The sequence below is a fragment of the Pelomonas baiyunensis genome (assembly GCF_043555935.1).
Classification (GTDB): domain Bacteria; phylum Pseudomonadota; class Gammaproteobacteria; order Burkholderiales; family Burkholderiaceae_C; genus Pelomonas; species Pelomonas baiyunensis.
On the sequence record NZ_JBIGIB010000001.1, the window covers coordinates 167293 to 182416 of the forward strand.

At 70.0% G+C, this 15124-nt stretch carries 13 protein-coding genes and 1 riboswitch; of the genes, 6 read left to right on the forward strand and 7 right to left on the reverse strand.

Going from position 1 to position 15124, the window contains the following annotated elements; all coding sequences use genetic code 11:
- Positions 1–127: 127 nt before the first annotated feature.
- The 4 genes from ACG01O_RS00700 to ACG01O_RS00715 form a co-directional block, all read right to left on the reverse strand.
- Positions 128–745, reverse strand: a complete 618-nt coding sequence (locus ACG01O_RS00700) for an ANTAR domain-containing response regulator (protein WP_394380064.1) — start codon at positions 743–745, stop codon at positions 128–130.
- Positions 746–838: 93 nt separating this feature from the next.
- Complete coding sequence (locus ACG01O_RS00705; protein WP_394380066.1) at positions 839–2119, reverse strand: TRAP transporter large permease; 1281 nt, start codon at positions 2117–2119, stop codon at positions 839–841.
- Entirely contained in the window at positions 2116–2670 is a 555-nt protein-coding gene (locus tag ACG01O_RS00710) for a TRAP transporter small permease (protein ID WP_394380070.1), read from the reverse strand. Before ACG01O_RS00710 ends, ACG01O_RS00705 begins: the two co-directional genes overlap by 4 nt.
- A 132-nt stretch (positions 2671–2802) precedes the next feature.
- A complete protein-coding gene (locus ACG01O_RS00715) occupies positions 2803–3813 on the reverse strand; it encodes a TRAP transporter substrate-binding protein (protein WP_394380072.1) in 1011 nt (336 codons plus the stop codon).
- Positions 3814–3924: 111 nt separating this feature from the next.
- Between ACG01O_RS00715 and ACG01O_RS00720 the strand changes: the two genes are divergently transcribed.
- The 6 genes from ACG01O_RS00720 (at position 3925) to ACG01O_RS00745 (ending at position 8539) form a co-directional block, all read left to right on the forward strand.
- Positions 3925–5847: a sensor histidine kinase gene (locus tag ACG01O_RS00720; RefSeq protein WP_394380074.1), complete on the forward strand. Its 1923-nt coding sequence runs from the start codon at positions 3925–3927 to the stop codon at positions 5845–5847.
- Positions 5840–6454 carry a response regulator transcription factor gene (locus ACG01O_RS00725; RefSeq protein WP_394380077.1) on the forward strand — a complete coding sequence of 205 codons (615 nt, stop codon included), beginning with the start codon at positions 5840–5842 and terminating at the stop codon, positions 6452–6454. Before ACG01O_RS00720 ends, ACG01O_RS00725 begins: the two co-directional genes overlap by 8 nt.
- Before the next feature lie 74 nt (positions 6455–6528).
- Positions 6529–6750, forward strand: coding sequence for a hypothetical protein (locus tag ACG01O_RS00730; RefSeq protein WP_394380080.1), 222 nt, complete (start codon positions 6529–6531; stop codon positions 6748–6750).
- A 40-nt stretch (positions 6751–6790) separates the two neighbouring features.
- On the forward strand, positions 6791–7405 hold the full coding sequence (locus ACG01O_RS00735; protein ID WP_394380083.1) for a 3'-5' exonuclease: 615 nt from the start codon (positions 6791–6793) through the stop codon (positions 7403–7405).
- Positions 7406–7416: 11 nt separating this feature from the next.
- Positions 7417–8001 (forward strand): PAS domain-containing protein, encoded by a 585-nt coding sequence (locus ACG01O_RS00740; RefSeq protein ID WP_394380085.1) that lies wholly within the window; start codon positions 7417–7419, stop codon positions 7999–8001.
- A 184-nt stretch (positions 8002–8185) separates the two neighbouring features.
- Positions 8186–8539: a hypothetical protein gene (locus tag ACG01O_RS00745; RefSeq protein WP_394380088.1), complete on the forward strand. Its 354-nt coding sequence runs from the start codon at positions 8186–8188 to the stop codon at positions 8537–8539.
- Positions 8540–8705: 166 nt separating this feature from the next.
- Here the strand turns inward: ACG01O_RS00745 and ACG01O_RS00750 are convergent, their stop codons facing one another.
- From ACG01O_RS00750 to ACG01O_RS00760, 3 genes are all read right to left on the reverse strand, one after another.
- Positions 8706–10646 (reverse strand): serine hydrolase domain-containing protein, encoded by a 1941-nt coding sequence (locus ACG01O_RS00750; RefSeq protein ID WP_394380091.1) that lies wholly within the window; start codon positions 10644–10646, stop codon positions 8706–8708.
- 41 nt (positions 10647–10687) lie between these two features.
- Complete coding sequence (locus ACG01O_RS00755; protein ID WP_394380094.1) at positions 10688–12511, reverse strand: S53 family peptidase; 1824 nt, start codon at positions 12509–12511, stop codon at positions 10688–10690.
- Positions 12512–12563: 52 nt separating this feature from the next.
- Positions 12564–12660: riboswitch (cyclic di-GMP riboswitch) on the reverse strand.
- Positions 12661–12824: 164 nt separating this feature from the next.
- Positions 12825–15029: a molybdopterin-dependent oxidoreductase gene (locus ACG01O_RS00760; protein WP_394380097.1), complete on the reverse strand. Its 2205-nt coding sequence runs from the start codon at positions 15027–15029 to the stop codon at positions 12825–12827.
- Positions 15030–15124: the final 95 nt, after the last annotated feature.

Here is a 15124-nt window from a genome sequence, read left to right on the forward strand (position 1 = left end):
GCTTGGTGCGGCTGGCGGGTGGTTTTGCACGCGCTTGGCGCACGCCGGCGGCTGCCGGGGGCGGCTTGCGCCCGACTGGTGCGCCCCGGGGTGATGCGCTTTGGTGCGCGCCGCCCCAGTTCAGGGTTCAGCGTGCACGCAGCAGCTGATCGGCCTCGATCAGGCGCTGGGCCACGGCTGCCAGGGTCTGGCCGCTGTCCATGGCGATCTGGCGCAGCCGCTGGAAGGCCGCCTCTTCGTCCAGCGCCTGTTCGCGCATCAGGATGCCGCGGGCGCGCTCCACCAGCTTGCGCTCGGCCAGCTGGGTTTGGGTTTGGCGCAGGTCGCGCTGCAGGGTCTGGTCGTGCTCGAAGCGGGCCAGCGCCAGCTGCAGCAGCGCGCCCAGGCGCTGAGGCGGCAGGCCGGCCAGCTGCAGAGCGCTGACGCCCGCTGCCAGGGCGTCACGCATCTGTTCGGGCGTCATCTGCTCGGCCACCAGCAGCACGGGGCGGGGGCTGCGCTGCAGGGCGTCGCCCAGCTGGGCCAGCAGGGTGGCGCTGGGTTGGTCGCAGTCCACCAACAGCAGCTCCGGGCCCAGGCGGTCCAGTGCGGCAGGCAGGGCGGCGGGTTCGGTCATCAGGTCGATGACATCCACCAGCTGGCAGCGCAGCCGGATCAGCTCCAGGCGGATGACGGGGCTGCGGCGCTGGCCGGCGTCGGCCAGCAGCACCCGCAGGCCGGGCAGGGGGAACGGGGGCGTGGTCATGCTCCCCCCACGCCACGCAACTCCCGTGCCGGGTGGGCCCGGGGCAAAAAAAAGGGAGCCCCTTCGGGCTCCCTGTCGTCGGCGCAGGCCGGTTTACTTCATCAGCAGGTGCGGCAGCCACAGCGTCAGGCCGGGCCAGTAGGTCACCACCAGCAGGAAGCCCAGCATGGTCAGCAGCCACGGCATGACGGCCATGGTCAGTTCGCTGATGCCCATCTTGGTGATGCCCGAGGCCACGTACAGGTTCAGGCCCACCGGCGGGTGGCACATGCCCACTTCCATGTTCACGACGATCAGGATGCCGAAGTGGATCGGGTCGATGCCCAGCTTGATGGCGACGGGGAACAGGATGGGCGCCAGGATCAGGATGATCGAGCTGGGTTCCATCACGTTGCCGGCCAGCAGCAGCAGGATGTTGACCACCAGCAGGAAGGCAATCGGGCCGAAGCCTTGGGCAATCATCCAGTCGGCCATGGCCTGCGGGATGTTCTCGCTGGTCATCAGGAAGCTGAACAGCACCGCGTTGGTGATGATGTACAGCAGCATGGCGCTCATGCTGGCGGAGTCCAGCAGCACCTTGGGCAGGCGCTTGAGCGGCAGGTCCTTGTAGACGAACACCGCAATGATGAAGGCGTACACCGCAGCCATGGCGGCCGCTTCGGTCGGCGTGAACATGCCGCTGTAGATGCCGCCCATGACGACGACGATCAGCAGCAGGCCCCACACGCTTTCCTTGAAGGCGACCAGGCGTTCCTTGAACGTGGCCTTGGGCAGGCGCGGGTAGTTGTTCTTGCGGGCGATGTTCCAGGTGGTCAGGCCCAGCAGGAAGGCCAGCACCAGGCCCGGCACGATGCCGGCGATGAACATGGCGCCCACCGACACGTTGGTGGACACCGAATACATCACCATCGCGATGGACGGCGGGATCAGGATGCCGAGCGACCCCGAGGTGGTGATGATGCCGGCGCCGAACTTGTTCGGGAAGCCTTGCTTCACCATCGCCGGCAGGATGACCGAGCCGATGGCCACCACCGTGGCGGGCGACGAGCCCGACACCGCCGCGAACAGCGCGCAGGCCATCACGCCCGCCAGGCCGAGGCCGCCGTGCCAGTGGCCCACCATGCTGGAGGCGAAGCGAATCATTCGCCGCGCCACGCCGCCGTGGGTCAGGAAGTTGCCCGCCAGGATGAAGAACGGGATCGCCATGATCTCGAACTTCTCGATGCCGGTGAACAGCTTGAGCGCCACCGACTCGATGGGCACCTGCGTCATCGTGAAGAGGAAGGTCAACACGGTCAGGCCCAGCGAAATGCTGATCGGCATGCCGGTCAGCATGAGCAGGATCAGCAGGACAAAGATGATGGAGGCGTTCATGCCGGCTTCCCTTCTTCTTCGAGGCCGTCAACGTGGCCGTGGTCGTGGTGAGGCAGCTCACCGGTCTTCAGGAAGCTCCATGCCACTTGAAGGAAGCGGTAGCACATCAGGCTGGAGCCCAGCGGCACGCAGCTGTACACCCACCACATCGGCACTTCCAGGTCGGCGGAGGTTTGGTCGGTCTGGGCGATGTGCCAGACGAAGTTGCCGCCCAGCGCCGCCACCGTGCCGGTGAACACGGCACCCGCCAGCAGGCCGAACACCACCAGGCCGCGGTAGGCGCCGCCGTTGAGCTTGCGCAGGATGACGTCCACGCCCACGTGGATGCCGGTGCGCACACCGTACGCGGCGCCGAACTTGGCCATCCACACGAACATGAAGATGCACAGCTCTTGCGCCCACGACAGGTTCAGCTGCACGGTGTAGTCCTGGATGACCGGAATGCCGGACAGGAAGCGGTGCACCACGGCGACAAAAATCACCAGCGTGGCAGCACCAATGAGGAAGGCGATGAGCCACTCCTCGAGATGGTTGAGTACTCGATTGATCATGGAAGCTCCCCGAGAAGGGACGGTGGTTGCGCCGGCCAGAACGGCCGGCGCGAATGACGGGGCCTGAACCGTCACGCCCGCGGGGACGGCTTGGCCAGTGCGCCCCGATCCGGGGCGCGAGGCACGACAGGATTACTTCGGTGCGACGAAGCCGGTGGCCTTGTAGGCGGCTTCAACGGTGGCCTTGCCCACGCGCGATTCCATCTCCTTGTGCACCGGCATCAGCGCCTTCTTCCACTCCAGCGTTTCGGCCGGCGTGGGGGTGTAGACGGCAGTCTTGCCGCTGGCCTTGATGGCTTGCAGCGCGGTGGCGTTCTCGGTGTTGGCGATGGCGTTGGCGTACACGGCCGAGTCCTTCACGGCGCTTTCCAGCTGCGTGCGGATATCGGCCGGCAGGCCGTCCCAGAACTTCTTGTTCACGATGAGGGCGTACGCCAGGTGACCGTGGTTGGACAGGGTCATGTGCTTCTGCACTTCAAAGATCTTTTGCGTGTAGAAGTTGCTGGGCACGCCTTCGGTGCCGTCCACCACGCCCGACTGCAGGGCCTGGTACAGCTCGGAGAAGGCCATGACTTGCGGGATCGCACCCAGGGCACGCATCTGGGCGTCCAGCACCTTGCTGGACTGGATGCGCATCTTCATGCCCTTGAAGTCGGCCACGTTCTTGAGCGGCTTGTTGGCGCTCATGATGTGGAAACCGTTGTCCCAGTAGGCCAGGCCCTTGATGCCCTTGGGCTCGAGCTTCTTGAACAGGTCGGCGCCCAGGGCGCCATCGGTCACGGCGCGGAAGGCGTCGGTGTCCTTGAACAGGAAGGGCAGGTCAAAGACCTCGAATTCCTTCACGCCCAGCGGGCCGAACTTGGCCAGCGACGGGGCCAGCATCTGCACCGAACCCAGTTGCAGGGCTTCCAGCTCTTCCTTGTCCTTGTAGAGCTGGCTGTTGGGGTAGACCTCCACCTTCACGCGGCCGCCGGTGCGCTGCTCGGCGAGTTCCTTGAAACGCTGCGCGCCCTTGCCCTTGGGCGTGTCCGGGGCCACGACGTGGCTGAACTTGATGACGATGGGCGCTTGGGCCTGCACCGAGAAGCTGGCGACGGTGGCCAGGGCGGCGGCGGAAGCGAGGATGAGACGGCGCAGGGCCATGGGAAGTCTCCGAATGGTTGGTATGCGGTGAATTCTTCCGGCGCGCCTGCGACCGGGGTAGTTGTGGAGTTCCACATTTCGTGGCGCGCCCGCTGTTCTTAGACTGCCGGCATGACGCCCCGCCCCCTTCTCGCCCGCAGCTTGTGGCTGGCGCCCCTCGGGTTATCCCTGATTTTTGTGATGGGGGTGCTGGCTTGGGTGCGCGCCAACGAAGCCGACGAGCGCGAGCAGCAGCGACAGACCTTGATCTCCGACGCGCTCAGCACCGAGGCGCAGTTGCGGGATCGCATTGCCGAGGAGCAAGGGCATCTGCGGCAACTGGCGCAAGGGTTGGTGGGGCAGTCGCCCAGCGAAGCCGCACTGGAGCACCAACCCGCGGTGGGCGCGGGGCTGCGCCGGTTGTGGCAGTCGGTCACCTGGCTGGACACGCGCAACCGGGTGCTGGCCGAGGTGTCGGGGCGCGGAGAAGGCGCGCGCCTGGACGATGGGTTGTCGTTGCACCTGACGGCCCCCGTCGGGTCGGACGGCACGCTGGTGGTGCGCTACCCGCCGGCCCTGCTGCTCAAACGGGGCGTGCCGTGGTGGCTGGCGCGCAAGTACGACGTGCAATTGGTGGACAGCGCCGACCAGGTGATCGCCTCCAGCACCGAGTCCCCGCTGCGCGCGGCGCAAGGCCCGCGGCCCAGCTACCGCGTGGCCCTGACCGGCCCGCTGCGCGCCAGCCCGCTGGCCGAGGCGGCGCTGACCGATGCAGCCCTCGAACTGACCCTGCGCGACCCCGGCATCAACGCCGTGCGGCCGCTGGCCTGGGTGCTGGTGGCGGGCTTTTTGCCGTTGGTGGCGGCGGCCAGCTGGCTCACGCGGCGGCAGATGCGCCAGGTGCAGCGCGCCGAGGAGGCCTGGCGCACCGAGGCCGCCTGGCGGCGGGCGATGGAAGACTCGGCGCTGGTGGCGCTGCGCGCGCGCGACTTCGACGGCCGGCTGCTGTACGTGAACCGGACCTTCTGCGACATGGTGGGCCTGCCGGCCGAGCGCCTGGTGGGCCAACTGCCCCCCATGCCCTACTGGCCCACCGACGCGCATGAGGAAATGACCGAGCGCAACCGCCGCAACCTGGCGGGCCACGCCCCGCGCGAGGGCTACGAGGCCCGCTGGCAGCACGCCAGCGGCCGCATGCTGGAGGTGATGGTGTTCGAGTCGCCGCTGGTGGACGCCGGTGGCCGGCAGATCGGCTGGATGGGCAGCATCATCGACATCACTGAGCGCAAGCGCCTGGAAGACCGCGAGCGCCGCCAGGTCGAGACCCTGGCCCACAACGCCCGGCTGACCATGCTGGGCGAGGTCGCGTCCACGCTGGCGCACGAGCTGAACCAGCCGCTCACCGCGATTGCCAGCTACGGCGCGGGCGTGACCAACTCGCTGGCCAAGCTGGGCGTGCAGGACGAGCTGGTGCTGGGTGCCCTGCAGCGGCTGGGCCAGCAGGCGGCGCATGCGGGCCGCATCGTGGCGCGCATCCGCGAGTTCTTGACCCGGCGCGAGCCCCGGCACGAGACCTGTGACCTGCACGAGGTGATCACCGCGGCGGTGGAGCTGCTCAAGCGCGACTGCCAGCGCCGCGGTGTGTCGCTGGACGTGGCGCTCGCGCCCGGCGTGCCGGCGGTGCTGGCCGACGCGGTGCTGATCGAGCAGGTCGTCATCAACCTCGCCCGCAATGCGGCCGACGCCTTGCAGCCCCTGCCGGCCCCGGCCGGGGGGCGGCGCATCACCGTCAGCAGCCGCGTGGCGGGTGAGTTCGTGCGGGTGGACGTGCAGGACAACGGCCCGGGCCTGCAGGGCCGGCGCATCGAGCAGCTGTGCGCGCCGTTCTATTCCACCAAGGCCGAGGGCATGGGCATGGGCTTGGCCATTTGCCGCTCCATCATCGAAGCCCACCAGGGTGTGCTGGACGCCAGCGACGTGGCCAGCGGCGGCGCCCTGTTCTCGTTCAGCCTGCCCTTGAACCGCGAGCCGCATCCGGAGGCCCACCATGTCTGAGCCCATCACGGGCACCGTCCACCTCGTTGACGACGACCCCGGCGTGCGCGACGCGCTGACCTTCCTGATGCGCTCGCGCGGCCTGGATGTGCGCGCCTTCGCCAGCGGCGTGGACCTGTTGGCTCTGCTGGACACCAGCGCCCCGCCCAAGGGCATCTTTTTGCTGGACGTGCGCATGGAGCCCATGACCGGCACGCGCCTGCATGACGAGTTGCTGGCGCGTCAGCTGCGCAACCCGGTGCTCTTCCTGACCGGCCATGGCGACATCCCGATGGTGGTGGAGGCCCTGAAGAAAGGCGCGTTCGACTTCCTGGAAAAGCCCTACAGCGACAACGCGCTGGCCGACCGCATCGAGCAGGCCCTGGCCGTGGACGCCGCCATGCAGGCCGAGGGCGCACAGGCCGCCGAGCGCAGTGCGCGTCTGGCCAGCCTGACCGAGCGGGAGCATGAGGTGATGACCCGCGTGGCCGCCGGCAAGCTCAACAAGGTGATTGCCGACGAGCTGAACGTGTCGGTGCGCACGGTGGAAGTGCACCGGGCGCGCGTGTTCGCCAAGCTGGGCGTGCGCTCGGCCGCCGAGGTGGCCACGCTGCTGGCCGCGCGCTGAGGCGTCAACCGCCCCCAAGCGCGGGCCGTTGAACGGCGGCGGGCACCGATCACGTGCCCAGCTCAAAGCCCTTCATGACCACGCTGACCCTCACCTTTACCGGCCCCGCCCCTGACGCCCGCAAGGCCCTGGGCGCCTTGTTGCAGCGCTTCCGCGCCGCGACCTTCGTGGAGCGCAGTGCGCTCGAATACGCCGTCACGGCCGATGACGCCACCGCTGCCGAACTGGCCCGCCAGCCCTCGTGGGCCGCGCAGGAGACCCGCCCGGCCGAGCCGGTCGCCCGCCGCGGGCGCTGACCCGGCGCTCGGCCGCGGCCTGGCGGGCATACTGACCGCCATGTCCAGACCGCCCCCGCGCGCGCGGCCCACGCCCGAGCAGATCGCGGCCCTGCCGCCTTACCCCGGCTTGCCGCCTTCCCGCATCCATGTGCTCAGCACGCCGGAGCATCTCGCCCACGCCGAAGCCCGGCTGCGGGCCGCCGGGCCGGTGGGCTTCGACACCGAAAGCAAACCGGTGTTCGTGGCCGGCGCGCCGCAGACCGGCCCGCACGTCATCCAGTTCGCCACGGCCACCGAAGCCTTCATCGTGCAAACGCGCACGCCTGGCGTGGCCGAGTTTTTGCGCGCCATGGTGGAGGGCGACGCGGTGGTGAAGGTGGGCTTCGGGCTGGCGTCCGACCGGCCGCAGTTGCAGCGCAGCCTGGGCCTGACGCTCGGGCGCTCGGTGGACCTGTCTCACGCCGTGCGGCGCCTGGGCTTCAAAGACGCCGTGGGCCTGAAGATGGCCGTGGCCGTGGTGCTCGGTCAGCGCATGAGCAAGTCGCGCAAGGCCACCACCTCCAACTGGGCGCAGGCCACGCTCACGCCGCAGCAGCTTCAATATGCGGCCAATGACGCCCATGCGTCGCTGCTGGTCTATCAAGCCCTGGCCGCCGAGGGCCTGACTGCATAACAATGCTGTGCATGGATGGGCAAACGCAAGACGCCGTGCCGGCCTGGCAGCGTGCGGTGGCGCAGGGGGATGTGGGGGTGTGGGACTTGCGCCCCGAGCACGAGACCGTGCAGTACTCACCCGCCTGGAAGCTGCGGCTGGGCTTCCCGGAGCCGCACCGCGCGGACAGCACGCACTTCTGGCGGTGTCGCGTGCACCCGCTGGACCTGGACGCGATGCTGGTGGCCATGCGTGACCACAGCCGCGGCCTGTTGCCCACCTACGAAGCGCAGTTCCGCCTGCGCAGCAATGGCTCCGGCTACCGGCTGTTGCGCTCGCGCGGCCGGGTGTTGGAGCGCAATGCCGAGGGCCGCGTGCTGCGCATGGTGGGCGTGATGATGGACCTGACCGACCGGCCCTGCACGCCCGCGCCCGGCTTGCCGCAGGGCGAGCGCGGTGTCATGGCCGGGGTGCCGCTGGGCTTGCCGCTGCACGAGTTGCTGCTGGATGCGCGGCCCGAACCGGCTGTTCAAGCGGAGCGGACCCGCGTGCTCGCCGTGCTGGACGACCTGCTGCACGCGGCTTTGCACGACCTCCCACCGCCGCCCGGCGTGTGAGGCCTGCGCCTGCGCCATCGCGAGGCGCCGTGACGCGATGCGGGGCATGCAAGCCCAGCCCTGGGGCAGCGGGCGGTGCCCGACCCCGTTGGGCGTGACGAAATGCGCAGTGAAAAGCTGGCATGGGGTTTGCACTGAGGGTTGTGCCGAGGCGACTGGCCTCGGGAACCCAAGGAGTACCCCCATGAAGACCTGGAACCCCCTGCGACCCCTCACCCTGACGGCCGCTTTGCTCGCCACCCTGACGCTGACCGCGCCCGCGAGCGCCCAGGACACCGCCATGCCCGCCGCCGAGCGCGCCATGCTGCGCAGTGCGCAAGGCGAATACCTGCTGGACGACGGCCGCACGCTGCGCGTGCACGTGGGCGTGCGCCGCCTGGCCGTGGCGCTGGACGAGCGCCCGCTGGAAACCTGGCGTGCGGAAGGTTCGGAGCTGCTGGTCAGCCCGGACGGCACGCGTCGTGTGCGCCTGTTCCGCAACGGCGACGGCTCGGTGGACCGCGTGGCCTTCGAGACCGACCGCGCCGCTCTGCACTGAGCGCGAGGCCTGCGCGGCCTTCGAGGCCTGACCGCGCCCGACGGCCCCCACCGTTTCACCCCCAGCGCTTCACCCGCGCCGCTCAACCCAACGCCGTCCCACCCACGTCGTGTGACCCGTGGGTGGGGTGGCGTCACCACCGGCGGCGGCTGCCCAGGCGGGGCGCTCAGCGGGTTGCGACGAAGCGGTACTCGTGCTGCGCGTCGCGCAGGACGAGCGTCGGCTGGGGGGCCTTGTCGTCCCGCACCAGTTCGATGCCGCCGATGCCCGGATCGATGGTCCAGTAGCTCTGCGTGCCGTCTTCGTTCTTGCGCAGCGCGACCTCGCTGTTCCAGTGCGCGAAGTGGAAGCGCAGCTTGCCGGCCTTGCGCTCCACGCGCAGTGAGCCCAGCTCGGGGCTGGTGTACTTCGCGGCCAGCCCTTTCATCGCGTCGGCCGGCACCGGCAGCGTGAGCAGCTGGCGCATCTTGTCGGCCTCGGCCTTGCGGTTGGCAATCGCCACCTTCAGCCGCTCGTCGGCCTCGGGCCGGCCGTCGAACAGCACCTCCAGCAGCTTGCGCTGCAGCGGTCCGCGCAGCAGCACGCCGGCGTCGGAGTTGGTCAGGATGGTGACGCCCGCGTTGTACTCGGGCAGCCAGATCATGTTGGAGTGAAAGCCCAGCATGTCGCCGCCGTGCGAGGCGACCGTGATGCCGTATTGCTTGTCCACGAACAGGCCCATGCCGTAGTAGACGTCTTCGCCCACCATCACCTGCGGCTTGTAGCGCTCGGCCCAGTTGGCTTCGCCGATGAGCGGCTGGCCCTCGGGCGTCTTGCCCTTGTTCAGCTCCATCAGCACCCAGCGGCTGAAGTCGTTCGGCGAGGTCCACACCGCGCCGGCGGGGCGTGCCGGGATGATGGTGCGGTTCAAGTCCATGCTGGCGCGCTGCGTGCTGCCATCCAACGCGTCGCCGTGCGGCCAGGCGCGGTTGCCGCGCAGCGCCCGGCTGTAGTCGAAGGTGGTGTTCTTCATGCCCAGCGGGCCGAACAGCAGCTCTTGCATGGCTTGGTCGTAGGCCACGCCCACCTCCTTGCCGGGCTTGAGCGCAGCCGCGGCGATGTAGCCGCCTGCGCCCACCATGAGGTTGCTGTACTGGAAGACCTCGCCGAACTTGCTGGTGGGCTTCATGGCACCCAACTGGTCGAAGGTCGTCTTGGCCGGCGCTGCGCCGTTGCCGAACAGCCATTCCAGGTCCTGCCGCGGCATGCCGGTGCAGGCGCACACCAGGTGCTTGATCTGCACGCTCTGGGTCACGTCGGGGTCGGCCAGCTTGAACGCCGGGAAGGCCTCGGCCGCGGGCTGGTCCCAGCGCAGCTTGCCGGCGTCCACGGCGCGAGCGAGCAGCGCGGTGGTCATGGCCTTGGTGTTGCTGGCGGCCATGAAGAGGGTGTCGGCATTCACGGGCTCGGGCTTGCCCAGCTCGCGCACGCCCAGGCCGCCGGCCCAGACGACCTTGCCGCCGTCGATGAAGCTCAGGCCCACGCCGGGCACGTCCAGCGCCTTCATGCCCTGGGCGACGAAGGCCTTCAGCGCTTCGACGCGTTCCGGCGTCAGCGGCTGGGCGGTTTTGCCGGCAAAGCTCTCGCGCGCATAGCCCTGCGGTCGCAGGCTGCCGAAGAATTTGCCGATGGGGGCGCTGCGCTTTTCCAGCGTCGCCTCGGAGGCCTGCAGCAGCAGCACGACCCAGGCCGTGCCGTCGCCGGTGCTGGCGCGCCGGGCGATGGCCTGCAGCGCCAGCTTTTCGTTGGGGGAGGTCTCGTAGTCGAAGACCTGCTGGTCGACCCAGCCATTGCGCGCCGGGCGCGGCGTGGCCAGGCGCAGCGTGCGTTTGAAGCCCGGTTGCGCCTGGGCCCAGGCTTGGGCCACGGCGTCAGCCGCATCCTTGGCGCGGGCGATGTCCACCAGCGTCACGCTGGCATCGCCTTCGGGGGCGGTGAACCGGGTCAGCGTGCCCGAGCTGCTGGCCGTGAAGGCCTCGGGCGGTGAGTAGGTGTGGCCGGCCGTGGTGGTGTCGGCCTGGGCTGCGAAGGCAGCCGCCAGCAGGGTGGCAATCAGCAAGCGTTGCATGCGGGGCTCCAGGGTGTGGAGCCCCGATGCTAGGCCGGTGCTCAGCTCGCCTTGATCGTCACCGTCACGTTGCCGCTGGCGCTGCGGCCCAGGTTGTCCTTCAGGGTGATGACGAGCCTGTAGGTGCCGGTGACCGGGCTGGCCCAGCTCACGCTGACACCGGCCGACGTGCCCGAGAAGCTCATGCCCGTGGGTGCGCCGCTGATGCTGATGGACAGCGAGCTGGCCCCCGCGGCGTTGTAGGCGATGTTGCCGGACAGTGCCTTGCCCGCCGTGCCGCTGAGGCTGGTGGTGGTGAGCGACAGGCCGCTGGTGGTGGTGCCGGTGCCCGTGCTGGTGCCGGTGGTGGTGCCGGTGGTGGTGCTGACGGTGGCGCCGGTCAAGGCGGTGAGCAGCGCGCTGGCGTTGGGCGTGCCCCAGCCGGTGGGGGTGTCGTAGCCGGCCTTGGCCGTGCAGGTGGTGCAGGTGCCGTTGCTGCCGCTGGCCACGTCCTTGAAGGTGCTGCTGTACTGCGTGGGCACGGCGCCGATCTGCTGGTACAGCACGGCATGCGGCTGGCCCAGCACGGTCTTGCCGCCGGCCACGCGCAGCGCGTTGGCCACGGCCAGCAGGCCGGCCCATTGCGGGGTGGACAGGCTGGTGCCGCCGGCGCTGATCCAGCCCACGGTGGTGGAGCCCGACGGGATGGTGGCCACGTACTGGCCGCTGTTCGGGTTGGCATTGAGGGCCACATCGGCCACGGCGCGGCGGGCGTAGCCGCCGATGGTGCCGCTTTGGTAGCTGGGCAGCGCCACGTAGGCGCTGGTGCCGCCGCCGGTGCCGGTCCAGGTCACTTCGCTGCGCGTGCCGGAGCCGCTGTAGGTCAGCGTGGTGCCGCCCACGGCCAGCACCTTGGTGGAGACCGACGGCCAGGACACGGCGGCGCCGTTGTCGCCCGTGGCGGCCAGGTAGCTCATGCCGCTGCCCGAGAAGACGCTGTCGTACGAGCTCGTCCAGCTGCCCTCGTTGGCGCCAAAGCTCATGGACACGACGCCGCTGCCCATGCGGTTGGCCAGCGACACCGCGTTGCTCAGGCTCGTGACGCTGGCGTCCGGCGCTTCGATCAGCACCAGGCGCGCCAGCGGGGCGGTGGCGTGCGCCCACTGCACGTCGAGCGCAATTTCCGTGGCCCAGCCGCTGTCGTACGCCGGCGCCGTGGCGGTGAGCGCGCCCGCGGTGGTGCTGTACGCGATGACCAGTTCGCACGCCGTCTTGGAGGCCGCGGCCAAGGGCAGGGTGGTGCTCGCTGCCAGCGTGCGGGTGCTGCACGTGGGCAGGCCGAACTTGGCGTTGAACGCGGCCAGCTCGGCGGCGGTGTTGGGGTTGTGCTTGGCGTTGACGATGTAGATCGTCTGGCCGGCACCCAGCTGGGCGGCTTGGGTGGCCGTGAGGCCCGTGGTGCTGGCGGGCAGGGCCGGCCAGCCGTAGGCCGCGCGGATCTGCGCGGGCGTGTAGGTGGTGACGGCCGTGGAGGTGGCCATGGGGGCGGCTTCCCCGGTGCCGCTGGCGGCGGCGCGCACGCGCAGAGCCTCGCCCAGGCGTTCGCGGGTCAGGCCTTGGGTGTTCACGCCGGCCGGGGCCAGGCTGCGGTGGGGCTGCTCGCCGTTGTCCGGCTCGTCCAGCTCCACGGCGGCTGCGTGGAAGGTGGGTTGCGCCACCACGCCGGCAGCGGCCGCGTTGGGGGTGTCCAGGTCAACCTGCAGCGAGACCGCATCGGGCGCCGCGGTGGTCTGCACCAGGGGGGTGTCGCCTTGACCCCCACCACAGGCGGTCAGGGCCGCGGCGGTGAGGAGGCTGAGGGTGCAGGTGAGAGCGGAACTGCGCATGGCCGGGATCTCGTGAAGTGGAGAGGGCCACGCCAAACAAGACGGTGGAGGTCTTGGCGGCCCCGCTGCCGTGGCGCGCTGCGGGTGCAGCACGCGGTAGGCCGGTGGCTTTGCGTCCCCGCCTTTCGACGGGTTTGCCCTCTGGGTTGGTGAAACAGGAGAAGTCTAGGTCGGGCAGCGGAGTTCTGGGAAACCCTGAGGGGTTGGGCCGTGAACTCTGCCGCGCGACTGGGCGTGGACTCTAGCGAGACGCAGTCTGCGCCGGGTGTGTGTCCGCCGTGTTTTTGCTGGATGTCACGGCGGATACATCGGCTCACACGGCCGCAATCTCCACCGCCACGCCGGCCAGCACGGCGTTGCCGCTGAGCGGGTCGCGGGCACCGTCGTCCAGCAAGGCGTTCAGGTTCACGCCCGGCCGCTCGCGCGCCACGGCCAGTTGCACGCCGTCCAGGTCGTGGCCCCAGCCGTGCGGCAGGCTCACCACGCCGGGGCTCATGTCGGCGCTGCGCTCCACACGGGCAATCAGCGCGCCCACGGCGCTTTTCACCTGGGCGAACTCGGCCAGGCCCAGGCGGTCGGCATCAGCCGGGTTCACCAGCAGGGTGCAGCGGTCCGGCCCCTTCGCCAGCACCGGCAGGTTGTGCATCCAGCTGTTGCCGGAGCGGGTGTCGCGCCGGCCGATGAGCGTGAATTCGGGCGCGGGTTCCGTCGTCACCTGGGCCAGGTCGGCCAGCACGCTGGGCGGGGCGAGTTCGATCTTGCCGCTGGGCGTGCGCAGCACTTCAGGGATGCGCGGGGTGAGCGCGCCCAGGTCCACGCCGCCGCCCGCCACCGTGCTGGCGGCCTTGACCTTGGCGAGGTTGAGGCCATCGGGCTTGCGGCCGAACTGGTCGCCATACGGGCCCACGCGCAGCTGCAGGTCGATCAGCCGCTCCGGGCCGCGCCAGGGCTGCAGCGCCGCCAGCACGGCGGGGGTCTGGTCGCCCGCGAAGCGCTTCACATCGGCCTCGATGGCTTCGTCGTCCAGCTGCTGCACGTCCACGCCCAGGCCGCGGCCTTCCAGCAGGGCGCACAGGCGCAGGATGGTTTGCCATTCCTGCGGCGTGGCCGGTGCGGCGTCGAACACCGGGCCGCTGAAGCGGGCGTGGTTGCGGTGGCTGAGCTGCGGGAAGGCGACGTCGAAATGCAGGTCTTCCAGCGGCGACAGGCCGGGCAGGATGACGTCGGCATGGCGCGTGGTTTCGTTGATGTAGATGTCCAGGCTGAGCATGAAGTCCAGCCCTTCCAGCGCTTTCGCCAGCCGCGGGCCGCCGGGGGCGGACAGCACCGGGTTGCTCGCGATGGTGATGAGCGCCTTCACCTGGCCGGCGCCCGGCGTTTCCATCTCCTCGGCCAGCACGGTGATGGGCAGCTCGCCGTACACCTCGGGTGCGCCGGACACGCGGCTGTGGCGCCGGCCGGTCGTCACGCCCTTGCCACTGCCGGGCTTGCCTTGCGTGTTGGGCGCGAAGGCTGCGGCCTTGGCGAACATGGCGCCGCCCTCGCGGTCCAGGTTGCCGGTGAGCACGTTGATCAGGTCCACCAGCCAGGAGTTCACCGTGCCGAAGCGCGTGACGCAGGTGCCGATGCGGCCGTACACCGCCGCGCGCGGTGCGGCGGCCAGCTCACGGGCGATGCGGCGCTGCGTCTCGGCCGGGATGCCGCAGCCGGCCGCGGTCACCTCGGGCGCGAACGGCGCCACGGCGGCGCGGGCGTCGTCCAGACCGTGGACGTGTTCGGCCAGGCGGCCCAGCTGCACCAGGTTCTCGGCGAACAGCGTGTGGGCGATGCCGGCCAGCAGCAGCGCATCGCCGCCGGGGCGGATGGGCAGGTGCTCGTCGGCCGCGGCCGCGGTTTCGCTGCGGCGCGGGTCCACCACCACGATGCGCCCGCCGCGTGCGCGCATGGCCTTGGCCTTGCCGCGGTAGTCGGGCACGGTCCACAGGCTGCCGTTGCTGACCATGGGGTTGCCGCCCAGGATGAGCAGGTAGTCGCAGCGCTCGATGTCCGGCAGCGGGATGCTGAGCCAGTGGCCGAACATCAGCCCGGCGCTCAGCTGCTTGGGCATTTGGTCCAGCGTCGACGCGCTCATCACATTGCGCGTGGCCAGGGCCTTCACCAGGCGCGGGGTGTAGGCCAGCAGGCTGACCTTGTGCGCGGCCGGGTTGCCGATGGTCAGCGCCACGGCATCGGCGCCGTGCTGTTCGCGCAGCGGCAGCAGGCGGCGCTCGATCTCGGCAAAGGCTTCGTCCCAAGTGGCTTCCACGAACACGCCATCGCGCTTGATGCGCGGCGTGCGCAGGCGGTCGGGGTCTTCGTGCAGGTCTTTCAGGCTCACGCCCTTGGGGCACAGGTAGCCGTGGCTGAACACATCATGCTCGGCACCGCGGATGGCGATGACCTTGGCGCCGTCGGTCTTGACCTCCAGCCCGCAGCAGGCTTCGCACAGCGGGCAGATGCGGTAGTGGCTTTCGGGCATGGCGTGTCTCCGTGGGTGTTATTGAGGTCAGCCGGCCAGCTTAGCGGCGCACCCGGGGGCGTCTCCGTCGCGCAGGCGACGGGCTCGGGCCCAGC

What these genes read in the sequence shown, in the direction of transcription:
- ACG01O_RS00700 (WP_394380064.1), bottom strand. Translation starts at nt 745, where the DNA reads ATGACCACGCCCCCGTTCCCCCTGCCCGGCCTGCGGGTGCTGCTGGCC.
- ACG01O_RS00705 (WP_394380066.1), bottom strand. Translation starts at nt 2,119, where the DNA reads ATGAACGCCTCCATCATCTTTGTCCTGCTGATCCTGCTCATGCTGACC.
- ACG01O_RS00710 (WP_394380070.1), bottom strand. Translation starts at nt 2,670, where the DNA reads ATGATCAATCGAGTACTCAACCATCTCGAGGAGTGGCTCATCGCCTTC.
- ACG01O_RS00715 (WP_394380072.1), bottom strand. Translation starts at nt 3,813, where the DNA reads ATGGCCCTGCGCCGTCTCATCCTCGCTTCCGCCGCCGCCCTGGCCACC.
- ACG01O_RS00720 (WP_394380074.1), top strand. Translation starts at nt 3,925, where the DNA reads ATGACGCCCCGCCCCCTTCTCGCCCGCAGCTTGTGGCTGGCGCCCCTC.
- ACG01O_RS00725 (WP_394380077.1), top strand. Translation starts at nt 5,840, where the DNA reads ATGTCTGAGCCCATCACGGGCACCGTCCACCTCGTTGACGACGACCCC.
- ACG01O_RS00730 (WP_394380080.1), top strand. Translation starts at nt 6,529, where the DNA reads ATGACCACGCTGACCCTCACCTTTACCGGCCCCGCCCCTGACGCCCGC.
- ACG01O_RS00735 (WP_394380083.1), top strand. Translation starts at nt 6,791, where the DNA reads ATGTCCAGACCGCCCCCGCGCGCGCGGCCCACGCCCGAGCAGATCGCG.
- ACG01O_RS00740 (WP_394380085.1), top strand. Translation starts at nt 7,417, where the DNA reads ATGGATGGGCAAACGCAAGACGCCGTGCCGGCCTGGCAGCGTGCGGTG.
- ACG01O_RS00745 (WP_394380088.1), top strand. Translation starts at nt 8,186, where the DNA reads ATGAAGACCTGGAACCCCCTGCGACCCCTCACCCTGACGGCCGCTTTG.
- ACG01O_RS00750 (WP_394380091.1), bottom strand. Translation starts at nt 10,646, where the DNA reads ATGCAACGCTTGCTGATTGCCACCCTGCTGGCGGCTGCCTTCGCAGCC.
- ACG01O_RS00755 (WP_394380094.1), bottom strand. Translation starts at nt 12,511, where the DNA reads ATGCGCAGTTCCGCTCTCACCTGCACCCTCAGCCTCCTCACCGCCGCG.
- ACG01O_RS00760 (WP_394380097.1), bottom strand. Translation starts at nt 15,029, where the DNA reads ATGCCCGAAAGCCACTACCGCATCTGCCCGCTGTGCGAAGCCTGCTGC.